The sequence below is a fragment of the Azotobacter salinestris genome, assembly GCF_009363155.1.
Taxonomy (GTDB): Bacteria; Pseudomonadota; Gammaproteobacteria; order Pseudomonadales; family Pseudomonadaceae; genus Azotobacter; species Azotobacter salinestris.
In genome coordinates, this window is sequence record NZ_CP045302.1 from 4,761,636 (window position 1) to 4,784,560 (window position 22,925).

The window sequence follows — 22,925 nt, forward strand, 5'->3', positions numbered from 1 at the left end:
TGTCTTGAACACAGACCACTCACCCTCTTCGCGATACGATCCTAAGGAACTGTCCGACGAGGAACTGGTTGAGCGTGCACATGTCGAGCTTTTCCACATTACCCGTGCCTATGCGGAGCTGATGCAACGCTATCAGCGCACGCTGTTCAATGTCTGTGCCAGATATCTGGGTAACGAACGGGACGCTGACGATGTCTGTCAGGAGGTCATGCTCAAGGTTCTCTATGGCTTGAAGAACTTCGAAGGCAAGTCGAAATTCAAGACTTGGCTTTATAGCATCACATACAACGAATGCATTACCCAATACCGGAAAGAGCGGCGAAAACGACGTCTGCTCGATGCTCTGAGCCTTGATCCCCTGGAAGAGGCTTCGGAGGAGAAGGCGCCGAAACTGGAAGAGCGGGGCGGCCTTGATCGCTGGTTGGTACATGTCAATCCCATCGACCGGGAGATTCTGGTGCTTCGCTTTGTCGCGGAGCTGGAATTTCAGGAAATCGCCGACATCATGCATATGGGGTTGAGTGCCACCAAAATGCGATACAAGCGCGCTCTAGACCGACTGCGAGAAAAATTTTCGGGGCTTGCTGAACCTTAGCTTGACAGCTAGCCTCTTAACGAATAGCGATCTCAGCCATTAGTAGTTGAAAATAAATTTCGAGATTGTCTTTACCGTCAAACACCACGATGGGGAAATACGGATGAAACTGAAAAACACCTTGGGCGTCATTATTGGCTCGGTGGTCGCCGCATCTTCTTTCAGCGTGCTGGCTCAGGGCCAGGGCGCGGTTGAGGTGGAAGCTTTCGCCAAACATTGGTTCAGCGACGAGAGTTCGCGTGACTTCGAAAACGATGAGGCCGAACTGTACGGTGCATCGATTGGTTATTTTCTGACCGACGATGTGGAACTGGTTCTGTCGCATGGCGTTTACAGGGACGTGACTACCGACGATCCGGTAGGCAACAGCGGTCACAAGGATATCAAGGGCGAACTGACCTCCCTCGATGCCCTCTATCACTTCGGCCAGCCAGGTGCGGGCCTTCGCCCCTATATTTCCGGTGGTCTCGCCCATCAGAGCATTGGTCAGGCCCGCAGTGGTCGTGACCAGAGCACCTTGGCCAATATCGGTGCCGGCCTGAAGTACTACTTCACCGACATGCTTTATGCCCGGGCCGGTCTCGAAGGCATGTACAACTTCGATGACGACCAGACCGACTGGCAGGCCGGCGTGGGTATCGGCCTGAACTTCGGCGGCAGTGCCGGCAAGCGTCAGGAAGCGGCCCCGGAGCCGGTGGCTGAAGTCTGTCCCGACGTCGACAACGACGGCGTCTGCGACAATGTCGACCGTTGCCCGGATACTCCTGCCAACACCACTGTGGATGCCGAGGGCTGCACCGCCGTCGCCGAAGTGGTTCGTGTCGAGCTGGACGTCAAGTTCGACTTCGACAAGGCGCAGGTCAAGGAAGAAAGCTACGCCGATGTCAAGAATCTGGCTGACTTCATGAACCAGTACCCGCAGACCACCACCACTGTGGAAGGTCACACCGACTCCGTCGGTACGGACGCCTACAACCAGAAGCTGTCCGAGCGTCGCGCCAACGCAGTGCGTGATGTGCTGGTCAACGAGTATGGCGTGCAAGGCAACCGCGTGGACTCCGTCGGTTACGGCGAGTCTCGCCCGGTGGCCGACAACGCTACCGAGTCCGGCCGTGCGATCAACCGTCGCGTGGAAGCGGAAGTGGAAGCCCAGGCCAGGTAATTCCGGCAGGGTGCTTCGAGAAAAACCCGGCATTGCCGGGTTTTTCTTTTTCATGGAGAAGATGAGGAGAGGCTTGGGCTGCCGGCCTCAAGCGAGCCTTGAGCCCGGGGCCGACAGACCTCGCTCGGTGCTTGAGGCGTTCAGGCTGTCCGGGCCATGGACAGCGGCCGAGCGACGGCAGCAACCTCGCCGATCACCAGAATCGCCGGGCTTGTCAGGCGGAAGGCCGCAGCGTCCTGCTGCATGGCGCCGAGGCTGCTATGGCATTCGCGCTGCTGCGGCAGCGAGGCGTTTTCGATCATCGCCACCGGCATGTCGGCATGCATGCCGCCAGCCAGCAGGCCGTCGCGGATCTCGGCCAGCTTGGCCACGCCCATATACACCACCAGGGTGGTACCCCCCTGTGCCAGCGCCTGCCAGTTCAGGCTGCTGTCGTCCTGGGTGTGAGCCGTGACCAGGGTCACGCCACGGGCCACACCGCGCAGGGTCAGGGGGATGCCGCACTGGGTGGCGCCGGCCAGGCCGGCGGTGATGCCGTTGACGATTTCCGTGGCGATGCCGTGTCTGGCCAGCCAGTCGGCTTCCTCGCTGCCACGGCCGAAGATGCAGGGATCGCCGCCCTTCAGGCGTGCCACGCACTTGCCCTGACGGGCATAGCGAAGCATCAGGCGGTGGATGAAGTCCTGCGGTGTGGAGCGGCAGCCACCACGCTTGCCCACGCCGATGACCCGGGCCTGCGGGCAGTGCTCGAGCACCGCCGGGTTGACCAGGTCGTCGATCAGCACCACCTCCGCTTCACCCAGGGCACGCACGGCCTTGAGAGTCAGCAGTTCGGGATCGCCGGGACCGGCACCGATCAGCCAGACTTTTGCGCTCATGTTCCACCTCTATCGCTTGGAGGATGGGCAGGCTTGGCGTACCCATCCGGAAATGTCTGTTCTGGAAAGCGCTGTGCGCTTCCATCCTGGATTCAGGCCTTCGCTGCCAGCGGCTGGACCAGCAGCCGCTTGATTTCCGGTACGCAGGAGCCACAACTGGTGCCGCAACGCAGTTCCTGCTTGAGACCGTCGAGATCGAGGCCGCGCGCGACGCCGGCGCGGATCGCTGCCTCGCCGACATTCATGCAACTGCATACCGTCTTGCCCTTGAGTGCCCCGCTGCTGCCCGGCGGGGTGCTGAGCGGGGCGAGCAGCCAGCGGCGTAATTCGGCATCGGTCCGTCCCTCGCTCCACAGCGCCTTGAGCCAATCGCGCGCGGCGGTTTCGCCGGCCAGGCGCAGCGCGGTGATGCGGCCGTCCTCGATGCGTACGCGCTTGCCCACGGTGCGCCGCGGGTCGTCGTAGGCCAGTACCGGCCCCTCGTCGAGGCCGAGCAGGGCGTCGATGCGCGCCAGCAGGCCGGCTTCCGGTGGCACGGCACTGGCAGCCTTGAGCAGCACGGCCGGGCGTTCGCGGCCGGTCAGGGTCAGACTGGCGTAGGCGAACTCCTCCAGTAGCAGGCGCAATTCGGCGAAGCGCTGCTGCACCGCACCCTCGACCAGGGCGAACAGCTGCCAGGGCAGCTCGACCGGTTCCACCTCGACCCCGGCGTGCTTGAGTTCCGGCTGTTTGGACAGCGGGTCGAAGGCCGGCAGGGTCAGCACGTTGGTGCCCAGCCCCTTGAGAAAGCGGTCGCCCCAGTGCATCGGCAGGAAGGCCTGGCCGGGACGTACGGAGTCGTCGGCCTGCACCGGCAGGATCAGGCTGCCGCGGCGGCTGCGCAGCTTGACCAGGTCGCCGCTGGCCAGGCGCCGGCGGCGCAGCTCGTCTTGATGCAGGCTGAGCACGGCTTCCTCGACGTGGCCGAACAGCTGGGCGACGGTGCCGGTACGGCTCATGCCGTGCCACTGGTCGCGCAGACGGCCGGTGTTGAGGATCAAGGGATAGCGCGCCTCGCGCTTCTCCTGCGGTGCCCGGTACGGATCGGCATGGAAGCGGGCACGACCACTGGCGGTGGGAAACAGACCATCGGCGTACAGGCGCAGCGTGCCGTGGCTGGCACCAGCCGGAAACGGCCACTGCTGGGGGCCGAGCTCGTCGATCAAGGCGTGGCTCAGACCGGACAGGTCGAGGTCGCGACCGGTGGTCAGTTGCTTGTATTCATCGAACAGCGCGGCCGGGCTGGCGAAGTCGAACAGGCTGGACTGGCGTGGGTGCAGGTGCTTTTCCAGGCGGCGGGCGAAATCGCAGACGATTGCCCAGTCCGCCCGCGCCTCACCCGGTGCCGGCACGGCCCGGCGCACATGGCTGAGGCGCCGCTCGGAGTTGGTCACCATGCCTTCCTTTTCGCCCCAGCCGGCGGCGGGCAGCAGCAGGTCGGCGTAGCGGCAGGTCTCGGTGGTCGCGTAGGCCTCCTGCACCACCACGAAGGGGCAGGTGGCAAGGGCTTCGTGGATCTTCTGCTGGTCGGGGAGGGACTGCGCCGGGTTGGTGCAGGCGATCCACAGCGCCTTGACCTTGCCGGTCCGCACGGCCTCGAACAGCTCTATGGCGGTCAGTCCGGCCGCCTCCGGCAGTCGGTCGACGCCCCAGTAGCCGGCGACTTCCGCACGGTGCTCGGCATTGCCGGCTTCGCGATGGCCGGGCAGCAGGTTGGCCAGGCTGCCGGTTTCGCGCCCGCCCATGGCGTTGGGCTGGCCGGTCAGGGAGAACGGGCCGGCGCCGGGCTTGCCGATCTGCCCGGTGGCCAGGTGCAGGTTGATCAGTGCGCTGTTCTTGGCGCTGCCCGACGAGGACTGATTCAGTCCCATGCACCACAGCGACAGGAAGCTGGGCGCCTTGCCGATCAGTTCGGCGCATAGTTGCAGACTGTCCACCGAGATGCCGCAGATATCCGCCACCGCCGCCGGGGTATAGTCGCGCACCAGCTTCTTCAGCTCGTCGAAGCCCTCGGTGTGGGCGTCGATATAGGCGCGGTCGATCCAGCCTTCCCACAGCAGGATGTGCAGGATGCCGTGGAACAGCGCCACGTCGGTGCCCGGCAGGATCGCCAGGTGCAGGTCGGCCAGCTCGCAGGTATCGGTGCGCCGCGGATCGACCACGATGATCTTCATCTCCGGGCGACTGGCCTTGGCCGCCTCCAGGCGGCGGAACAGCACCGGATGGGCGTAGGCCATGTTGCTGCCGGCGATCAGCAGGCAATGGCTCTGCTCCATGTCCTCGTAGGAGCAGGGCGGGGCGTCGGCACCCAGACTGCGCTTGTAGCCGACCACCGCCGAGGACATGCACAGCCGCGAGTTGCTGTCGATATTGTTGGTGCCGACCAGCGCGCGCGCCAGCTTGTTGAAGGCGTAGTAGTCCTCGGTCAGCAGCTGTCCGGAGATGTAGAAGGCCACGCTGTCCGGGCCGTGCTCGCGGATGGTTTCGGCGAACATGTTGGCCGCATGATCCAGTGCCCTGTCCCAGTCGGTACGGCTGCGGGGCAGTGCCTTGCCCAGGCGCAGCTCGGGATGGAGCGCGCGAGCGGCCAGATCACCGGTCAGGTGCAGGGTCGAGCCCTTGCTGCACAGCCGGCCGAAGTTGGCCGGATGCGCCGGGTCGCCGGCGACGCCGGTGATCTTCTCGCCGTCGTGCTCGATCAGCACGCCGCAGCCGACGCCGCAGTAGCAGCAGGTGGAGGCGGTGGTCTGGGTCGGCCGGGTCATGGCTGTCGCTCCGTGTCGTAGGGTGGGCAACGCTTTGCTGTCCACCGGTTCGGGATGTTTCTGGTGGAAAACGCTACGCGGTTTTCCACCCTGCGTTTGTGTATCGGTGTCGCTGGTAGGAAAAAAAAGCCTGTGGGGTCAGGCGCAGTCCTTCAAAGATTTCAGGGCCAGCAGCACGCGGCCGTCCTCGATCTTGACCGGGTACTTGTGCGAGCAGCCAACATCCGGCTCCAGTGCCTCGCCGCTTTCCAGATCGATCTGCCAGTTGTGCAGTGGGCAGGCTACGCGCTTGCCGTAGATCAGTCCCTGCGACAGTGGCCCGCCCTTGTGCGGGCAGCGGTCGTCGAGGGCGAAGACCTCGTCGCGTGCGGTGCGGAAGATGGCGATGTCGCCCTTGGGGCCGGCGACGATGCGTGCGCCGAGCACGTTGATCTCTTCCAGGGCGCAGATATCCAGCCAGTTCATGCGTATTTCTCCAGAATCGGTTCGGTTTGGCCGCGGGAGCGGATTCATCTGCGACTGGCGCGGACGAATTCGCTCCTGCAGGGAGCAAGGGGTGTCAGACGATTTCCACTTCCCTGACCGGGATGCGCTCGAATTCCTTCTTCAGCGCCGGGGTTTCGATCTGCTGCTGCCACGGGTCCTGCTCGAAGGACAGGGCGAACAGCAGGCGCTGATGCAGCGACTTACGCCGCTCCTCGTCTTCCAGCACCGCCTGCTTGATGTGCTCCAGGCCGACGCGGTGCATGTAGTGCACGGTGCGCTCCAGGTAGAAAGCCTCCTCGCGGTAGAGCTGGAGGAAGGCCAGGCTATATTCCATGACTTCCTCGGCGGTCCTGACCTTGACGAAGAACTCGCCGGCCTCGGTCTTGATGCCGCCGTTGCCGCCGATGTAGAGCTCCCAGCCGGAGTCCACGCCGATGATGCCGACGTCCTTGATGCCCGACTCGGCACAGTTGCGCGGGCAGCCGGAAACCGCGAGCTTGACCTTGTGCGGCGACCACATGCCGAACAGCGCGTGCTCGAGGTCGATGCCCATCTGCGTGGAGTTCTGGGTGCCGAAGCGGCAGAACTCGCTGCCGACGCAGGTCTTCACGGTGCGGATCGACTTGCCGTAGGCATGGCCGGAGGGCATGTCCAGATCGCGCCACACGTTCGGCAGATCTTCCTTCTTCACGCCGAGCAGGTCGATGCGCTGGCCGCCGGTGACCTTGACCATGGGGATCTGGTACTTGTCGGCCACGTCGGCGATGCGCCGCAGCTCGGACGGGTTGGTCACGCCGCCCCACATGCGCGGCACCACCGAGTAGGTACCGTCCTTCTGGATGTTGGCGTGGGCGCGCTCGTTGATCAGGCGCGACTGCGGGTCGTCCTTGGCCTCGCCCGGCCAGGTGGAGATCAGGTAGTAGTTCAGGGCCGGGCGGCAGGTGGCGCAGCCATCGGGGGTGCGCCACTCCATGGCTTTCATGGCCTGGCCCAGGCTGGTCAGGTGTTGCTCGCGGATCGCCTGGCGCACCTGGCCGTGGTTGAGATCGGTGCAGCCGCAGACCGGCTTCTCGCTCTTGGGCTTGACATCCGCGGCGCCGCCGACGGTGTTGATCAGGATCTGCTCGACCAGGCCGGCACAGGAGCCGCAGGAGCTGGCCGCCTTGGTGTGCTTCTTCACCTCGTCCACGGAAAGCAGTCCGTTTTCCTGGATCGCCTTGACGATCGTGCCCTTGCACACGCCATTGCAGCCGCAGACTTCCATCTCGTCGCTCATCGCCATGGCCTTGTCCTGGCCCTGATGGCCGGCATCGCCGATGGCGTTCTCGCCGAACATCAGGAGGTCGCGGATCTCGGCGACGTTGTGGTTCTCGCGGATCTGCCGGAAGTACCAGCCGCCGTCGGCGGTGTCGCCGTACAGGCAGGCGCCGACCAGCACGTCGTCCTTGACCACCAGCTTCTTGTAGACGCCGCCGATGGGGTCGGAGAGGGTGATGGTTTCGGTGCCTTCCTCGCCCATGAAGTCGCCGGCGGAGAACAGGTCGATGCCGGTGACCTTGAGCTTGGTGGAGGTCACCGAGCCCTCGTAGCGGGCATTGCCGAGCTGGGCCAGATGATCGGCGCAGACCCGGGCCTGCTCGAACAGCGGCGCCACCAGGCCGTAGGCGATGCCGCGGTGGTTGGCGCATTCGCCGACGGCATAGATGGCCGGGTCGGAGGTCTGCAGGCAGTCGTCGACCTGGATGCCGCGGTTGCAGGCCAAACCTGCGCGCTCGGCCAGCTCGGCGTTGGGGCGGATACCGGCGGCCATCACCACCAGATCGGCAGGAATTTCCTCGCCGTCGCTGAAGCGCGCGGCGGCGACCCGGCCCTGGCCGTCATCGAGCAGGGCGCCGGTGTTGGTGTTCAGGCGGAACTTGATGCCGCGGGCCTCCAGGGCGCTCTGCAGCAGCTTGCCGGCGGTCTTGTCGAGCTGGCGCTCGAGCAGCCAGTCACCGAGGTGCACGACGGTCACGTCCATGCCGCGCAGCTTGAGGCCGTTGGCCGCTTCCAGGCCGAGCAGACCGCCGCCAATCACCAGCGCGTGACGGTGAGTCCTGGCGGTTTCCATCATCATCTGGGTGTCGGCGATGTCCCGGTAGCCGATCACACCCTGCAGATCCTTGCCCGGGATCGGCAGGATGAAGGGGGTCGAGCCGGTGGCGACGAGCAGTCGGTCGTATTCGGCCACGCTGCCATCTTCGGCGACTACCCGGCGATTCTCGCGGTCGATGTCGACCACCTTGCAGCCGATGCGTAGGTCGATGCCGTTGTCCCGGTACCAGTCCAGGTCGTTGAGAACGATCTCCTCGAAGGTCTGTTCGCCGGCCAGCACCGGAGAGAGCAGGATGCGGTTGTAGTTCGGGTGCGGTTCGGCTCCGAACACCGTGACCTCGTAGAGATCCGGGGCGAGCTTGAGCAGTTCTTCCAAGGTGCGAACCCCGGCCATGCCGTTGCCGATCATCACCAGCTTGAGTTTTTCCATCGCTCTTCTCCGTTACGGAAAGCGGAAAACAAAAAAGGCGTCCCGCCGGTTACCCAGCGAGGACGCCTTTGTCCATTCCCGTTCTATCGGGAAGCATTGCCCTCCACGTTGAAGGCAGTGCTTATGTAATCTGTCGAGTTTTTAATGCAGGAGCTATGCCATTTTTATGAGTTCCTGATTTGCAAGGCTTTTCCTTAGTACAGACCGGGGGCACCCTGCTTTGGCTTGCACTGTTTTGGTTCTCTGTGCCCGCTTGTGGTGCTTCAAGAGTTCGCCGGTGCGATCAACAGGGCGAGCAGGGTCAGGTTGAGCAGCAGAGAGAGCAGGGCGATGCCGCGCCAGACCTTCAGCGGCTCGCGTTCCAGCCAGGGGCGCGGGCGCAGCTCCTGGAGGCGGCGTTCGCCCTGCTCCAGCTCGAGCAGCCATTCCTCGGCGGTCTCGAAACGTTGCGCGGGGTCGGCTACCAGCGCCCGCCGCAGGCATTCGTCGAGCCAGGCGGACAGATCCGGACGGTAGCGGCTGGCCGGGGTCGGGCTGCCGAAGCGCGGATGCTGGAAGGCCTCGATCTCGCCATAGGGGTAATGACCGGTGAGCAGGAGATAAAGGGTGACGCCAGCGGCGTAGAGATCCTGCCGGGCATCGGGCGCCGCGCCGGCGAAGGCCTCCGGTGCGATGTAGCTGGGTGTGCCCGGCAGGCTGTGGGCTTCGTCTCGGGACAGCCCTGGGCAGTAGGCCAGGCCGAAGTCGAGCAGGCGCAACTCGCCATTCTCGTCCCACAGCAGATTTTCCGGCTTGATGTCGCGGTGCAGGATGTTGCGCCGATGCAGCATGCCGAGGGCGCGCAGCAGGCGGGGAGCGAGGTCCTGCCATTGGGCGAGCGTCAGCGGACCGTGCGCCTGCAGGTGCTCGGCCAGGGTCCGACCGGAATATTCGCGCTGCACGTAATAGAGGTGCTGGCGCTGTGGCAGCAGGGCGACCTCGGGGAAGTAGCGGCCCGCCACCCGGCGCAGGAACCACTCTTCCAGCAACAGGGCCTGGCCGGCCTCGGCCTCGCTGCGCCGGGCCGGCGGCAGGGTCTTCAGCAGCCAGCGGCGGTCATGGCTGTCGCGCACCCGATAGACCAGGGACTGACGCGATTCGGCCAGCAGGCCCTCTATCCGCCAGCCCTCGAACAGCTGGCCTTCGCGCAGCGCCGGTGGTGGCAGCCAATGCTGCAACTGGGCCAGGCTGTCGGCCAGCGAGCCTTCCGGCAGCTGTTCGACGCGCAGCAGCAGGGCGCTGGCATTGTCCTGGCTGCCGGCCAGGTGCGCGGCGCGCACCAGCGCCCGGGCAGCCGCCGGCAGATCGCATTCGTCGACGAGGATGCGACGGATGCCCGAGTCGTCGAGGGTCGCCCAGACGCCATCGCTGACCAGCAGGAAGGCATCGCCCTCCTGCAGGTCGCCGTCCAGGTAGTCGACCAGCAGGTGCTGGTCCAGACCCAGGGCGCGCTTGAGCACATGGCGCATCTCGGGCTGCTCCCAGACATGCTCCTCGGTCAGCCGTTCCAGTTGTCCGTTGCGCCAGCGATAGGCCCGGCAGTCGCCGACATGGGCAAGGGTGAAGCGCCGTCCGCGCAGGACCAGGGCAGTGAGGGTGGTGAGCAGCGGCTGGCCGCCGCCGTTGGCCTGCAGCCAGCGGTTCTGCGCCAGCAGCAGGCGATCCAGCGCCTGCGCCACCGCCCAGGTCTCGGGGGTGGAGTAGTAGTCCATGGCCAGGGCCTGCAGGGTGGCACGCGCCGCCAGGCCGCCGTCGGCGCACTGGCTGACGCCATCGGCGAGGGCGAACAGGCAGCCCTTGCTCGCGGCCTGGGCCGGGCTCGGGGTGACCACGCGGATGGCATCCTGGTTTTCCGGGCGGGGGCCGGTGGCGCTGGCTTCGCCGATGTTGAGTTGCAGGGTCATGGGATCTCCAGGGCTACGGGACGGCTGGACGTGAAAAGGCCCCCGCGCGGGACGTGGGGGCCATTGGCAGGGAGCGGTTGCTGCCCGGGATCAGACCCGCGCAGCGGTCACTGCGGCACTGCCCCAGGTGGTGCGCCAGCGCTTCTTCACGCCATGCAGGCCGATCCAGGCGATCACGCCGAGAGCAGCGAACAGCCACAGGCCGAGCTGGTAGTCGCCGGTGGACTGCTTGATGGCGCCGAGCCCTGCAGTCAGGCAGAAGCCGCCGATGCCGCCGGCCATGCCGATCAGGCCGGTCATCACGCCGATCTCCTTGCGGAAGCGCTGCGGCACCAGCTGGAACACCGCGCCGTTGCCGGCGCCCAGGCTGAGCATGGCGACCACGAACAGGGCCAGCGCGGCGGTCGAGCTGGGCAGGTTGAAGCCGACCACGGCGATGCACAGGGCAGCCAGGGTGTACATCACCAGCAGGGTGCGGATGCCGCCGATGCGGTCGGCCAGGGCGCCGCCGAGCGGGCGCAGCAGGCTGCCGGCGAACACGCAGGCGGCGGTGTAGTAGCCAGCCTTCACCGGATCGAAACCGTACTGGTCGTGGAAGTAGCCGGGCAGGGTGCTGGCCAGGCCGAGGAAGCCGCCGAAGGTCACGCTGTAGAACAGCATGAACCACCAGCTGTCACGGTCGGCGAGGGCCTTCAGATAGTCGGCGACGGCCTTGGGCTGCGGGCGCTCCGGGGCGTTCTTGGCGACGCCGGCGAAGATGATCAGGGTCAGCACCAGCGGAATCAGCGCCAGGCCGAACACGTTGTTCCAGCCGAACGCGCTGGCCAGGCCGGGAGCGAAGAGTGCGGCGAGCACGGTACCGGAGTTGCCGGCGCCGGCGATGCCCATGGCCTTGCCCTGGTGCTGCGGCGGGTACCACTGTGAGGCCAGCGGCAGGGCCACGGCGAAGGAGGCGCCGGCGAAGCCGAGGAACAGGCCGAGCAGCAGCGCCTGTCCGTAGCTGTGGATGCCCATGCTCCAGGCTACCGCCAGGGCGGCGATGACGATCACCTGGCCGAGGATGCCGGCGCTCTTCGGCGAGGTACGGTCGGCCAGCATGCCCATGACGAAGCGCAGCACGGCACCCGAGAGGATCGGCGTGGCGACCATCATGGCGCGCTGCTGGGTGGTCAGCCCGAGGTCGGTGGCGATCTGCACGCCCAGCGGGCCGAGCACGTACCAGACCATGAAGCTCAGATCGAAATAGAGGAATGCGGCGAACAGCGTGGGGGTGTGGCCAGCCTTCCAGAAACTCGTATTCATCGAACACCTCATCGGTGGCAGGGAGCTCCAGTGGACTGGCAGGCGATGCGCGTGTCCGGACCGGAGCCACAACAGTTGAAAAGGGCGGGCCACGAGGGCCTCCGTTCACCGCCCCAGACGCTGGGGCTGAAACGCAAAAGGCGCCACATCACGACTCGCCGGAGCGAGGGTGATGCGACGCCTTTGTCGTTCAACAGGCAACCGCCGTTGGCTGCCCTGTACCAGACTCATAGCAATACCTATGCCGGAATGGAGCGGCTGTATTTCTGGGGGCTCCCGGAGTTTTTGTAGGGGAATTCTGTGCCAAAACGAGGCGGGCGATCGATATTTGCACAGTGTTGGAGCATCGCTGCGCCCATTGCCAGGACGGCAAGGCTGCTTTTGCCCCGAGGCCGCCTGTCGTGTCGCTTCAGTCTGTTGGGCCGCGGCTTGTGCATCACAAGCGCGCTGCTAATGTTACGGAGAAGTTACCCGTTCTTGGGCCCCTTCCAGGATGTCGGCGACGCCGCTGGAGCAGATTGGAAAGGAAGCCATGGCCATTTACCTGAAGGAGTTGCTGCTCGGGCTGTATCTGCTGATCCACCATGACTATTACCTCGAGCGCCTGATGGCGTTGGGGCTCGGCGTGCCGCTAGTGCTGTTCGCCGGAGTGTTCGCCGTACTGCTCGTTGCCCTTTGGCTGACCGCCTATATCCGATGGGCGCCTGTGCGCTATCTGTTCGCCCTGCTGTTTTTCGCCAGCACCCTGTTCTTCGATGTCTACACGCAGGTCACTACCGAGTACCTGAAGTACAGCACTTTCGTCTCGCTGATCTATTCCGGGGGCTTCATCGACGAGGCCTTGTACCAGTACCGGGCAAGCATCCTGAGCTGTGCCGTCGGGGCTTTGCCGTTACTGTTCGGTATCGCTCTCGCGCCCCGGCGGCGTATGCCGCTGCCGGGATACGCGCTGGTCGCGGCGCCGCTCTGCAGCCTGCTGCTGCTGACGGCAATCCTGTTCGTGCGTGGTGGCGAGGGGGCTCGCGGCCTGCCGGCGATGTACACGCCGATGGCCTACCTCAACCTGTTCGTCTACGAGACGGCGAGCAGTACCGTGGGACCGCGGGAGACGGTGAGCCTGCCGCGCCATGCTCAGGCGGTCGGCAACGATATTGTGCTGATCATCGACGAGAGCGTGTCCGGCAACTATCTGGACATCAACGCCGGGCAGGGCGTGCGCACCAACCTCAAGCAGTCCCCCCCCGGCGCGACCATCTACAACTATGGCTATGCCGCCTCCATCGCCAACTGCAGCGCCGATACCAACATCACCCTGCGTTACGGAGGGACGCGCAGCGACTACCTGCGCATCAACTCGACCATGCCCTCGATCTGGCAATACGCCAGAACGGCCAGGATGCGCACGGTCTACATCGACGCACAGCGCACGGGCGGCCGCCTGCAGAACCTGATGAACAAGAGCGAGCGCAAGGAAATCGACGAGTTCGTGCAGTTCGATGACACGCCGGTACGCGACCGGGACATGGCGGCAGCGCAGAAGCTCGTCGAACTGCTCGGCAACGATACCGCCGAGCTGGTCTACATCAACAAGGTCGGTGCGCACTTTCCGGTGCATGACAAGTATCCGGACGACTTCATGATCTACCGCCCTGTACTGCCGCGCGGTCAGTATGCCGATATTTCCGATACCGGCGAGCGTGACGGGTTTGGCGGTCAGGTCGAGGATTGGGGACGCTACCGCAACGCCTACAAAAATACCCTGCTGTGGAATGTCGGCGAGTTCTTCGCCCGGGTCTTCGCCCAGGCCAGGCTCGACAACGCGATTCTGATCTATACCTCCGACCATGGTCAGGATCTGCACGAGCGCGGTAACCCGGGGCTCGACACTCACTGCGGCGGCGACCCGGTGGTGGAGGAGGGATTGGTGCCGCTGGTCGTGATCCAGGGCAACGGCCTGCCCGGCCTGGACTGGCAGCGCGAGCTGGCGGGCAACAAGGACCGCTCCAGCCACTACAACATCTTTCCCACGCTGCTGCAGCTGATGGGCTATGACCTGACGGCGCTGCAAGCCATCTATGGCAAACCGCTGAGCCTTCACACCGAGGACGAATTCACCTTCAACACCCGCTTCAATGCGCGTCTGGGAGAGAAGGCGAACTGGAAATACATTGATCTGAAAGAGGTGGTGACCCCCACGCTGCAGGGCATGTGGCCGGTCGAGCCAGGGAGCACGGCTGCTTCAGGGAGCCGGTGAGGCCGGCTGGACGAGCACACTGCTATCATGGCGCCCGGCGAGAGCGAAGAATTCCGATCCTCTCGTGAATCAACGAGCAGGACAGTCTGGAGTTCGCCATGTCCCGTATTGTCACCCTGACCCTGAACCCGGCGATCGACGTCTCGACCGTCGCCGCGCGGGTCGAACCGACCCGCAAGCTGCGCTGCGGACTGCCGCGCTATGAGCCGGGTGGCGGCGGGATCAATGTGGCGCGGGTGATCGAGGCCCTTGGGGGCGAAACCATGGCGGTCTATCCGGCCGGCGGTCCGTTCGGCGAGATGCTGCAGCGTGCGTTGGAGGCGCTCGGCCTGCCGCATCTGCCGGTGCCGATCATGGGAGATACCCGCGAGAGCTTCACCGTGGATGAAGGCGAGAGCGGTCTGCAATACCGCTTCGTTCTGCCCGGTCCGACTCTGACTCCGGCAGAGCGGCAGGCCTGCCTGGAGGCCATTGCCAGCCTCGTGCCGGCGCCATCGCATCTGGTCGTCAGCGGCAGCTTTCCGCCTGACGTGGAGTTGGGGCTCCACGACGAGATCGCGGATTTGGCCGAGCGCATGGGTGCGAAACTGGTGCTCGACTACTCCGGAGAGGTGCTGCGTCATGCCGTGGCTCGCGGAGGCATCCATCTGCTCAAGCCAAGCCTGAGCGAACTCTCCACCCTAGAGGGGCGGCCGCTGGACGACGAGACCGAACAGGAGGCCGCAGTGCGCAGGCTGGTCGAGCAGGGCGCCGTGGAGATCGTCGTTCTGTCCCTCGGCGCCGCTGGCGCACTGCTGGCGAGCCGGGAGGGAGTCGAGCGCTTCCGCGCCTTCGACGTACCGCTGCGCAGCGCGGTGGGAGCCGGTGACAGCGTGGTCGGCGCCACGGTGCTCGCCCTGAGCCGTGGCTGGAGTCTGCGCGACGCGGTGCGCTACGGCATGGCTGCCGCGGCCGCCACCCTGATGCGCCCGGGCACAGGGCTGTGCCGGGCGGAGGACGTGGAAAGGCTGTACCGCGAAGGCTGAAGAGTCCCTTCTCAGAGGGCGGCGAGGGCGGCGCTCAGGGTGGCGAAGTCCGGCCGCTGCGCCGGCTGCACACTCGCGCACTGCTCTTGCAGTTGTCGAAGCTGCCGCTGGCGCATGGGCTGATCATCCGGCGGACAGCGTTCCAGCAGCTCCTCGAGTAGACAGCCGAAGGCACGTGTCTCGATGCGCTGCAGAGCTCCAGCACGGGTGCTGCCCGCCTCGAAGAACGAGGCGGCGCCGAAGTCGCCGAGCAGGCAGCTGCCAAGATCATCCACCAGCAGGTTGTGAGCATACAGATCGCCATGCAGGATGCCGCGCCCATGCAGATGCGCCATCGCGGCAGCCACGCCACGGGCGATGCGCAAGGTCTCATCGAAGACGAAGCGTCGCTTCGGCGCATAGCAGTCGCGGGTGCAGCTGGCCAGCGAGGGCGGTCCGGCCAGTACGCGGAAAGCCGGGTCGATCAGCTCCAGCAGCAGGCCTGGCGCTGCGCCCGGCTGCTCGGCCAGTGGGCCGGCCACGCGGATCAGGTTGGCATGCTCGCCGGCGGCAAGGCAGGCAGCCATTTCGCTGTGTGGCAGGCCGTCGCTGGTGACGCTGCCCTTGAACAGCTTGACTGCCATGGCCTGTACCGGCTGCCCGGACCGCTGCCAGTCGGCACGGTGAATGATGCCGGAAGCCCCCTGGCCGAGAATCTCGCCGAGCGCGATGCTGCCGCGTGGAATCGGCGGCAGCGGATGCTGGCGCAGAATCTCCGCTTCGCTGGCGTCGCTGAAGGGGTTGCCGGCGAACGCCAGCCAGGACAGCCGCGGCAGCTCCGCCAGCCAACCTGGTAGGGTTTCCAGGCGGTTGGCGGCGATGCGCAGCAGCTCCAGCCGGTTCAGGCCGGCCAGGCTCGACGGCAACTCCTGCAGACGGTTGCCGGCCAGCATGAGCTTCTGCAGGCGGCTGCAACCGCCGAGTTCGGCGGGCAGATGCTCCAGCTGGTTGTCAGTCAGGATCAGCCAGCGCAACCGGGGCGGCAGGGCGGCCGCTGGCAGATGGCGGATGCGGCAGGCCTTGAATCCGACCATTTCCAATTGCGGGCAGTCGCCGAGTACCTCCGGCAATACGCTGAACGGATTGTCCGAGCAGAACAGGATGCGCAATTTTCGCAGACGCGGCAGGTCCGCCGGCAGGCTGGCCAGGCGATTGCCCGAGAGATCGAGGATCTCCAGGCTGTCGGCCAGGGCAAAGATTTCCTCGGGAAATTCGTGAAGTTCGGCGGAGAGGTTCAGGCGCGTGCTGCCGGCCAGTTCGCCGCGGCGCAGTTGTTCGAGGGTGGGCATGGGCGGTTGGATGTCGGAGGCGTGGTCAGGCAGGAAGTATGGACGGCAAGGAGCGGAAAGCCCCGTCGCGGGACGGGGCGGATCCGGGTCAGTGACTGGCGTCGGCCTTGCGCGCCTTGTCCGGTGCGCTCTCGAGCAGGCCATCGGCACGGAACATGGCCTTGATGCCACGGATGGCCTGACGGGTGCGGTCGAGGTTCTCGATCAGGGCGAAGCGCACATGGTCGTCGCCGTAGTCGCCGAAGCCCAGCCCCGGCGAGACGCAGACCTTGGCCTCGGCCAGGAGCTTCTTGGCGAACTCCAGCGAACCGAGATGAGCGTAGGGCTCGGGGATCTTGGCCCAGATGTACATGGAGGCCTTGGGCTTCTCCACTCTCCAGCCGATCTCGTGCAGGCCCTTGACCAGCAGGTCGCGCCGCTGCCGGTACTGCTCGGCGATATCGCGCACGCACTGCTGGTCGCCTTCCAGGGCGGCGATGGCCGCCACCTGCAGCGGGGTGAAAGTGCCGTAGTCGTGGTAGCTCTTGATCCGCGCCAGGGCGCTGACCAGCTCCTGGTTGCCGACCATGAAGCCGATGCGCCAGCCGGCCATGTTGTAGCTCTTCGACAGGGTGAAGAATTCCACGGCGACATCTTTGGCGCCCGGCACCTGCATGATCGACGGCGCCTTCCAGCCGTCGTAGACGATGTCGGCATAGGCCAGGTCGTGCACCACGAGGATGTCGTACTGCCTGGCCAAGGCCACTACGCGCTCGAAGAAGCCCAGCTCCACGCACTGCGCGGTGGGGTTGGACGGAAAGCCGAGGATCATCATCTTCGGCTTGGGGATGGCCTCGCGGATGGCCCGCTCCAGCTCGGCGAAGAAGTCCACGCCGGGCACCAAAGGGACCGAGCGCACCTGGGCGCCGGCGATCACCGCGCCGTAGATGTGGATCGGGTAGCTGGGATTGGGCACCAGCACGGTATCGCCATGGTCGAGCGTGGCCAGCATCAGGTGCGCCAGGCCTTCCTTCGAGCCGATGGTGACGATGGCCTCGCTGTCCGGGTCGATCTCCACGTCATAGCGATCCCGGTACCAGTGCGAGATGGCACGGCGCAGACGCGGAATGCCGCGGGAAGTGGAGTAGCCGTGGGTATCCTCGCGGCGGGCGACCTGCACCAGCTTCTCGACGATGTGCGGCGGGGTGGCACCGTCGGGGTTGCCCATGCTGAAGTCGATGATGTCCTCGCCGCGGCGGCGGGCAGCCATCTTCAGTTCGGCGGTGATGTTGAAGACGTAGGGGGGGAGACGATCGATGCGCGCAAAGCGGCGCTTGCCGTGTTCGGCCATGATTTCCTCGAGAGACGTAGGCGCCCGGAACCGTCCGAGCGACGTTGGCCAGTGCGCTGGCCTGCCCATGGAAAATACGCGCCTGGCCACCAGCGTGGCAAGCTCGACTTTTTGACCAGCCGATTACGGGCACGGTCGGCACATCGATGCGCTCGAAGCTGGGTTTTGGCACAAGCGTTTTGGTAGATTCCCCGCATTCTCAACAGGGGGTGAAATCCATGAAGCCAGTCAGCAGCAAATCGTCCACACAGCGTTCGTCCGGCAGCGAATTTCTCGAAACCCGCTTCGGCGACAAGGTGCTCGGCGTCACGGTCACCATGAAGCCGGACCGGCTGGTGGCCGAGCAGATGATGCCCGAAGGCGACGAGGTGCAGGTGGCGGTGCTGCAGAATCCGTTCGGGGTGACCCGCCAGCTGACCAACCTGCTGAGCGGGGCGAAGTCCGGCGATTCGCTGGTGATCGTCTGCGCCGGCGACAAGATCTACCGGGCGGCGCTGAAGTTTCTCGGCCTGGCCTGACGCGCGAGAGGGAGGGGGCTGAGTCCCCCTCAGCTGCCGAGCATGTCATGCATGGCAATGACCTGCTCGGCGACCTGGATCAGCTTCTGCTGACGGCTCATGGCCTGGCGGCGCATCAGGGTGTAGGCCTCCTCCTCACTGCAGTTCTTCATCTTCATCAGCAGTCCCTTGGCCAGTTCGATGCGCTTGCGTTCGGCCAGCTGTGCCTCGCGGGCCTGCAGCTGGGCGCGCAGGGCCTGGTCGCTCTCGAAGCGGGCCATGGCCACGTCGAGGATCGGCTGCAGGCGCTGGGTCTGGATACCCTCGACGATGTAGGCGCTGACCCCGGCCTGGATTGCCTGGCGCATCACCTGCGGATCGTGCTCGTCGGTGAACATCACGATCGGCCGCGGCTGGTCGCGACTGACCAGCACCACCTGCTCCATCACGTCGCGACCGGGCGATTCGGTGTCGATGAGAATCACATCGGGGCGCACAGCCTCGACCCGTGCTGGCAGGTCGATGGTCAGGCCGGACTCGTCGACGACCTCGAAACCGGCCTCGACCAGAGCGCTTCTCAGGCGGCCGACCTTTTTGGGCGTGTCGTTGATCAGGAGGATGCGCAGCATGGGGATGTTCCTTGGTCATCGGCCGAGGAGGGCGCCTCGCTCAGGGCGTGCAGATCGAAGCTGCGGGCGTAGGCCGCAGGATCGGAGCCGTCCCAGCGCTTGCCGTCCAGCAGAGTGGCGCTGCGCATGGCGGTGGCGGGCTGCACGATGCCGAGGGCGGCGGCAGCATCGCGATACAGCTCAAGCTGTTGCACCTGGCTGGCGATGGCGAAGTAATCCGGATCTTCGCGCAACAGCCCCCAGCGGCGGAACTGGGTCATGAACCAGAGTCCGTCGGAAAGGTAGGGCAGGTTGACCTCGCCCTCGCCATAAAAGCGCAGGGCATGGCTGTCGTGCCAGGCATGGCCGTTGCCATCCTCGTAGTTGCCGAGGAAGCGCGGCTCGATCACCTGGCGTGGCGCGGCGACGTAGGCGTCGGCGCTGATCAGTTGCGCGGTACCGGCCTTGTTCTCTTCGCTGGCGTCGATGAAGCGGCTGGCCTCGAGCACGGCCATGATCAGGGCGCGGGCGGTGTTGGGATACTGTTCGACGAAGGCGCGGGTACAGCCAAGAACCTTCTCCGGGTGGTCCGGCCAGATCGACTGGCTGGTGGCGATGGTGAAACCCATGCCCTGGTCGATGGCATGGGCGCCCCAGGGTTCGCCGGCGCAGAAGCCGTCGATGCGGCCGGCGCGCAGGTGTTCGACCATCTGTGGCGGCGGCACCACCAGCGTGTTCACGTCTTCGAGGGGATGGATGTTCAGACTGGCGAGCCAGTAGTAGAGCCAGAGGGCGTGGGTGCCGGTGGGGAAGGTCTGGGCCAGGGTGAGCTTTGCACTGCTCTGGTGCACATGCCGGAGCAATGTCTCGCCACTGCACACGCCGGCCTGTCGGAGCGGGGTCGACAGATTGATGCTCTGGCCGTTCTGGTTGAGGCCCATCAGCACCGCCATATCGGTCGCCGGTGCGCCGCCGATGCCGAGCTGCATGCTGTAGATCAGTCCGTACAGCCCTTGGGCAGCGTCCAGCTCGCCGCTGAGCAGCTTGTCGCGCAGGCTCGACCAGGATACCTGGCGCTTGAGGTTTAGGCTCAGTCCGTAGGGTTCGGCAAAGCCCTGGGTCGCGGCGACGATCAGCGACGCGGAGTCGGTGAGCGGCATGAAGCCCAGGTTGAGCGAGCTCTTCTCGGGGGCGTCACTGCCTGCGACCCAAGCCTGGGCATCCGCTCTGGGAGTCGTGTGGTGGTCTGTCATGGTGTCTTCCGGCGCTGAACGAAAAGGCGTCGCCTCGGCTACTGCCTGGGGCAGGGCCGAAGCGACGCCATTGTCGATGAATGGGGCCCCGCCGTTGGGGCCGCCGATGCTGCTGGGCTCTAAGCAATAAACGCGCCAGGAGTCGAGACATCGGCCTTTCGACCTGCCACCACTCTAGCGCAGGTCGACGGAAAAGAAGAAGCCCCGCACGGGGGCGGGGCTTCTTCATTCAGCGCGAGTGACGCTTAGGCTTGCAGGACCGGGAGTTCGGCCTTGGCTGCAGCTTCCTTGTACTCGGCGATCTGGTCGAAGGACAGGTAGCGATAGATATCGGCAGCCATGGTGTCGATGTTCTTCGCGTATTCCATGTACTCCTCGACGGTCGGCAGCTTGCCGAGGATCGAGGCGACCGACGCCAGTTCGGCGGACGCCAGGAACACGTTGGTCGCATCGCCCAGGCGGTTCGGGAAGTTACGGGTCGAGGTGGAGACCACGGTCGAACCGGTCTGTACGCGGGCCTGGTTACCCATGCACAGCGAGCAGCCCGGCATTTCCATGCGTGCACCGGCCTTGCCGTAGATGCCGTAGTAGCCTTCCTCGGTCAGCTGGTGGGCGTCCATCTTGGTCGGCGGAGCCAGCCACAGGCGGGTCGGGATGCCGCCCTTGACCTTGTCGAGCAGCTTGCCGGCCGCGCGGAAGTGACCGATGTTGGTCATGCAGGAGCCGATGAACACTTCATCGATCTTCTGACCGGCAACGGTGGACAGCAGGCGGGCATCGTCCGGGTCGTTCGGCGCGCAGAGAACCGGCTCCTTCACTTCGGACAGGTCGATCTCGATCACGGCCGCGTATTCGGCGTCCTTGTCGGCTTCCAGCAGCTTCGGATTGGCCAGCCAGGCTTCCATCGCCTGGGCGCGACGCTCCAGGGTGCGGGCATCGCCGTAGCCTTCGCCGATCATCCAGCGCAGCATGGTGATGTTCGAGCGCAGGTATTCGGCGATGGCCGCTTCCGGCAGCTTGATGGCGCAACCGGCAGCGGAACGCTCGGCGGAGGCGTCGGACAGCTCGAAGGCTTGCTCGACCGTCAGGCTGTCCAGACCTTCGATCTCGAGGATGCGGCCGGAGAAAATGTTCTTCTTGCCTTTCTTCTCGACGGTCAGCAGGCCGGCCTGGATCGCGTAGTAGGGGATGGCATGCACCAGGTCACGCAGGGTGATGCCGGGCTGCATCTTGCCCTTGAAACGCACCAGCACGGATTCCGGCATGTCCAGCGGCATCACGCCGGTGGCGGCGGCGAAGGCCACCAGGCCGGAACCGGCCGGGAAGGAGATGCCGATCGGGAAGCGGGTGTGCGAGTCACCACCGGTACCCACGGTATCCGGCAGCAGCATGCGGTTCAGCCAGCTGTGGATGATGCCGTCGCCCGGACGCAGGGACACGCCGCTGCGGTTCATGATGAAGTCCGGCAGGGTGTGGTGGGTCTTGACGTCGATGGGCTTCGGATAGGCGGCGGTGTGGCAGAAGGACTGCATCACCAGGTCGGCGGAGAAGCCGAGGCAGGCCAGATCCTTCAGCTCGTCGCGGGTCATCGGGCCGGTGGTGTCCTGGGAGCCGACGGTGGTCATCTTCGGCTCACAGTAGGTGCCCGGACGCACGCCCTTGCCTTCCGGCAGACCGCAGGCGCGGCCAACCATCTTCTGAGCGAGGGTGAAGCCCTTGCCGCTGTCGGCCGGAGCTTCCGGCTTCTTGAACAGGGTGGACGGCGCCAGGCCCAGCTCGGCGCGGGCCTTCTCGGTCAGGCCGCGGCCGATGATCAGCGGGATACGGCCGCCGGCGCGGACTTCGTCGAGCAGCACGTCGGTCTTCAGCGAGAAGGTGGTGACCAGCTCGTCGCTGCCGTTGCGGCGCACTTCACCCTTGATCGGGTAGACGTCGATGACGTCGCCCATGGCCAGGTTGGTGCAGTCGAATTCGATCGGCAGGGCGCCGGCGTCTTCCATGGTGTTGTAGAAGATCGGGGCGATCTTGGTGCCGAAGCAGAAGCCACCGGCGCGCTTGTTCGGCACATAGGGGATGTCGTCGCCGAAGAACCACAGCACCGAGTTGGTGGCGGACTTGCGGGAGGAGCCGGTACCGACCACGTCACCGACGTAGGCAACCGGGAAGCCCTTGGCCTTGACCGCTTCGATCTGCTTCAGCGGGCCGACGGAGCCCGGTTGGACTGGCTCGATGCCATCGCGCGCCATCTTCAGCATGGCCAGCGCGTGCAGCGGGATGTCGGGGCGCGACCAGGCGTCCGGAGCGGGGGACAGGTCGTCGGTGTTGGTTTCGCCCGGGACCTTGAACACGGTCAGGGTGACTTTTTCCGGAACGGCCGGACGGGCCAGGAACCACTCGCCGTCAGCCCAGGACTGCAGCACGGCCTTGGCGGCGGCGTTGCCCTTCTTGGCGCGCTCGGCGACGTCGTGGAAGGCGTCGAACATCAGCAGGGTGTGCTTGAGTTGCTCGGCAGCCACGGTGGCCAGCTCGGCGCTGTCCAGCAGCTCGACCAGGGTGGCGATGTTGTAGCCGCCCTGCATGGTGCCCAGCAGCTCGACGGCGCGGGTCTTGCTGATCAGCGGGGAAGTGGCTTCGCCCTTGGCGACAGCGGAGAGGAAACCTGCCTTGACGTAGGCTGCTTCGTCCACGCCCGGCGGAACACGGTTGGTGATCAGGTCAACCAGGAATTCTTCTTCGCCGGCCGGCGGATTCTTCAGCAATTCGACCAGAGCAGCGGTCTGCTCGGCGTTCAGCGGCTGGGGCACAACGCCCTGGGCGGCACGCTCTTCTACGTGTTTGCGATAGGCTTCAAGCACAGTTTTACCCTCATCAGTGGTCCCAGGGGTTTCCGGGACACGCATCCTGGGAATCTCCGCACGCAAGCGCCTTCGCCGCTT

Annotated in this window: 16 protein-coding genes; 5 read left to right on the forward strand and 11 right to left on the reverse strand. The window is 65.4% G+C overall.

Annotated elements, in window-relative coordinates:
- Positions 1-4 precede the first annotated feature (4 nt).
- Positions 5-595 (forward strand): RNA polymerase sigma factor SigX, encoded by a 591-nt coding sequence (gene sigX / locus GCU53_RS22555; RefSeq protein ID WP_152390023.1) that lies wholly within the window; start codon positions 5-7, stop codon positions 593-595.
- Between the two features lie 103 nt (positions 596-698).
- Positions 699-1,757: an OmpA family protein gene (locus GCU53_RS22560; RefSeq protein ID WP_152389576.1), complete on the forward strand. Its 1,059-nt coding sequence runs from the start codon at positions 699-701 to the stop codon at positions 1,755-1,757.
- Positions 1,758-1,897: 140 nt separating this feature from the next.
- Here the strand turns inward: GCU53_RS22560 and cobA are convergent, their stop codons facing one another.
- The 6 genes from cobA to GCU53_RS22590 form a co-directional block, all read right to left on the reverse strand.
- The gene (gene cobA / locus GCU53_RS22565; protein WP_152389577.1) at positions 1,898-2,635 is read right to left on the reverse strand and encodes a uroporphyrinogen-III C-methyltransferase; all 738 of its coding nucleotides are present in this window, start codon (positions 2,633-2,635) and stop codon (positions 1,898-1,900) included.
- Positions 2,636-2,727: 92 nt separating this feature from the next.
- A complete protein-coding gene (locus GCU53_RS22570; protein ID WP_152389578.1) occupies positions 2,728-5,439 on the reverse strand; it encodes a nitrate reductase in 2,712 nt (903 codons plus the stop codon).
- A gap of 138 nt (positions 5,440-5,577) precedes the next feature.
- On the reverse strand, positions 5,578-5,904 hold the full coding sequence (gene nirD, locus GCU53_RS22575; protein ID WP_152389579.1) for a nitrite reductase small subunit NirD: 327 nt from the start codon (positions 5,902-5,904) through the stop codon (positions 5,578-5,580).
- A 94-nt stretch (positions 5,905-5,998) separates the two neighbouring features.
- Complete coding sequence (gene nirB / locus GCU53_RS22580) at positions 5,999-8,449, reverse strand: nitrite reductase large subunit NirB (RefSeq protein ID WP_152389580.1); 2,451 nt, start codon at positions 8,447-8,449, stop codon at positions 5,999-6,001.
- Positions 8,450-8,712: 263 nt separating this feature from the next.
- The gene (locus GCU53_RS22585) at positions 8,713-10,392 is read right to left on the reverse strand and encodes a bifunctional protein-serine/threonine kinase/phosphatase (RefSeq protein WP_152389581.1); all 1,680 of its coding nucleotides are present in this window, start codon (positions 10,390-10,392) and stop codon (positions 8,713-8,715) included.
- Positions 10,393-10,482: 90 nt separating this feature from the next.
- The gene (locus GCU53_RS22590; protein WP_152389582.1) at positions 10,483-11,694 is read right to left on the reverse strand and encodes a nitrate/nitrite transporter; all 1,212 of its coding nucleotides are present in this window, start codon (positions 11,692-11,694) and stop codon (positions 10,483-10,485) included.
- A gap of 532 nt (positions 11,695-12,226) precedes the next feature.
- Here GCU53_RS22590 and GCU53_RS22595 point away from each other — a divergent pair.
- Together GCU53_RS22595 and GCU53_RS22600 are read left to right on the forward strand one after the other, a co-directional pair.
- Positions 12,227-13,948 (forward strand): sulfatase-like hydrolase/transferase, encoded by a 1,722-nt coding sequence (locus tag GCU53_RS22595; RefSeq protein ID WP_152389583.1) that lies wholly within the window; start codon positions 12,227-12,229, stop codon positions 13,946-13,948.
- Positions 13,949-14,046: 98 nt separating this feature from the next.
- A complete protein-coding gene (locus tag GCU53_RS22600; RefSeq protein WP_208845391.1) occupies positions 14,047-14,973 on the forward strand; it encodes a 1-phosphofructokinase family hexose kinase in 927 nt (308 codons plus the stop codon).
- 11 nt (positions 14,974-14,984) lie between these two features.
- Here the strand turns inward: GCU53_RS22600 and GCU53_RS22605 are convergent, their stop codons facing one another.
- Both GCU53_RS22605 and alaC read right to left on the reverse strand, forming a co-directional pair.
- Positions 14,985-16,301, reverse strand: coding sequence for a leucine-rich repeat-containing protein kinase family protein (locus GCU53_RS22605; protein WP_152389585.1), 1,317 nt, complete (start codon positions 16,299-16,301; stop codon positions 14,985-14,987).
- A gap of 88 nt (positions 16,302-16,389) precedes the next feature.
- Positions 16,390-17,631: an alanine transaminase gene (gene alaC / locus GCU53_RS22610; RefSeq protein ID WP_208845393.1), complete on the reverse strand. Its 1,242-nt coding sequence runs from the start codon at positions 17,629-17,631 to the stop codon at positions 16,390-16,392.
- A gap of 218 nt (positions 17,632-17,849) precedes the next feature.
- Here alaC and GCU53_RS22615 point away from each other — a divergent pair, with 218 nt between their 5' ends.
- Positions 17,850-18,149, forward strand: a complete 300-nt coding sequence (locus tag GCU53_RS22615; protein WP_152389586.1) for a hypothetical protein — start codon at positions 17,850-17,852, stop codon at positions 18,147-18,149.
- Positions 18,150-18,178: 29 nt separating this feature from the next.
- Here GCU53_RS22615 and GCU53_RS22620 read toward each other — a convergent pair whose 3' ends face one another.
- The 3 genes from GCU53_RS22620 to acnB form a co-directional block, all read right to left on the reverse strand.
- On the reverse strand, positions 18,179-18,757 hold the full coding sequence (locus tag GCU53_RS22620) for an ANTAR domain-containing response regulator (protein ID WP_152389587.1): 579 nt from the start codon (positions 18,755-18,757) through the stop codon (positions 18,179-18,181).
- Complete coding sequence (locus tag GCU53_RS22625; RefSeq protein ID WP_208845395.1) at positions 18,739-19,989, reverse strand: CmpA/NrtA family ABC transporter substrate-binding protein; 1,251 nt, start codon at positions 19,987-19,989, stop codon at positions 18,739-18,741. The genes GCU53_RS22620 and GCU53_RS22625 overlap by 19 nt, the downstream gene beginning before the upstream one ends.
- A 245-nt stretch (positions 19,990-20,234) precedes the next feature.
- Positions 20,235-22,844 carry a bifunctional aconitate hydratase 2/2-methylisocitrate dehydratase gene (gene acnB / locus GCU53_RS22630; RefSeq protein WP_152389589.1) on the reverse strand — a complete coding sequence of 870 codons (2,610 nt, stop codon included), beginning with the start codon at positions 22,842-22,844 and terminating at the stop codon, positions 20,235-20,237.
- Positions 22,845-22,925: the final 81 nt, after the last annotated feature.

Bases quoted from the DNA above. Each gene is read 5' to 3' on its own strand.
- GCU53_RS22560 (WP_152389576.1), top strand. From the start codon at position 699: ATGAAACTGAAAAACACCTTGGGCGTCATTATTGGCTCGGTGGTCGCC.
- cobA (WP_152389577.1), bottom strand. From the start codon at position 2,635: ATGAGCGCAAAAGTCTGGCTGATCGGTGCCGGTCCCGGCGATCCCGAA.
- GCU53_RS22570 (WP_152389578.1), bottom strand. From the start codon at position 5,439: ATGACCCGGCCGACCCAGACCACCGCCTCCACCTGCTGCTACTGCGGC.
- nirD (WP_152389579.1), bottom strand. From the start codon at position 5,904: ATGAACTGGCTGGATATCTGCGCCCTGGAAGAGATCAACGTGCTCGGC.
- nirB (WP_152389580.1), bottom strand. From the start codon at position 8,449: ATGGAAAAACTCAAGCTGGTGATGATCGGCAACGGCATGGCCGGGGTT.
- GCU53_RS22585 (WP_152389581.1), bottom strand. From the start codon at position 10,392: ATGACCCTGCAACTCAACATCGGCGAAGCCAGCGCCACCGGCCCCCGC.
- GCU53_RS22590 (WP_152389582.1), bottom strand. From the start codon at position 11,694: ATGAATACGAGTTTCTGGAAGGCTGGCCACACCCCCACGCTGTTCGCC.
- GCU53_RS22595 (WP_152389583.1), top strand. From the start codon at position 12,227: ATGGCCATTTACCTGAAGGAGTTGCTGCTCGGGCTGTATCTGCTGATC.
- GCU53_RS22600 (WP_208845391.1), top strand. From the start codon at position 14,047: ATGTCCCGTATTGTCACCCTGACCCTGAACCCGGCGATCGACGTCTCG.
- GCU53_RS22605 (WP_152389585.1), bottom strand. From the start codon at position 16,301: ATGCCCACCCTCGAACAACTGCGCCGCGGCGAACTGGCCGGCAGCACG.
- alaC (WP_208845393.1), bottom strand. From the start codon at position 17,631: ATGGCCGAACACGGCAAGCGCCGCTTTGCGCGCATCGATCGTCTCCCC.
- GCU53_RS22615 (WP_152389586.1), top strand. From the start codon at position 17,850: ATGAAGCCAGTCAGCAGCAAATCGTCCACACAGCGTTCGTCCGGCAGC.
- GCU53_RS22620 (WP_152389587.1), bottom strand. From the start codon at position 18,757: ATGCTGCGCATCCTCCTGATCAACGACACGCCCAAAAAGGTCGGCCGC.
- GCU53_RS22625 (WP_208845395.1), bottom strand. From the start codon at position 19,989: ATGACAGACCACCACACGACTCCCAGAGCGGATGCCCAGGCTTGGGTC.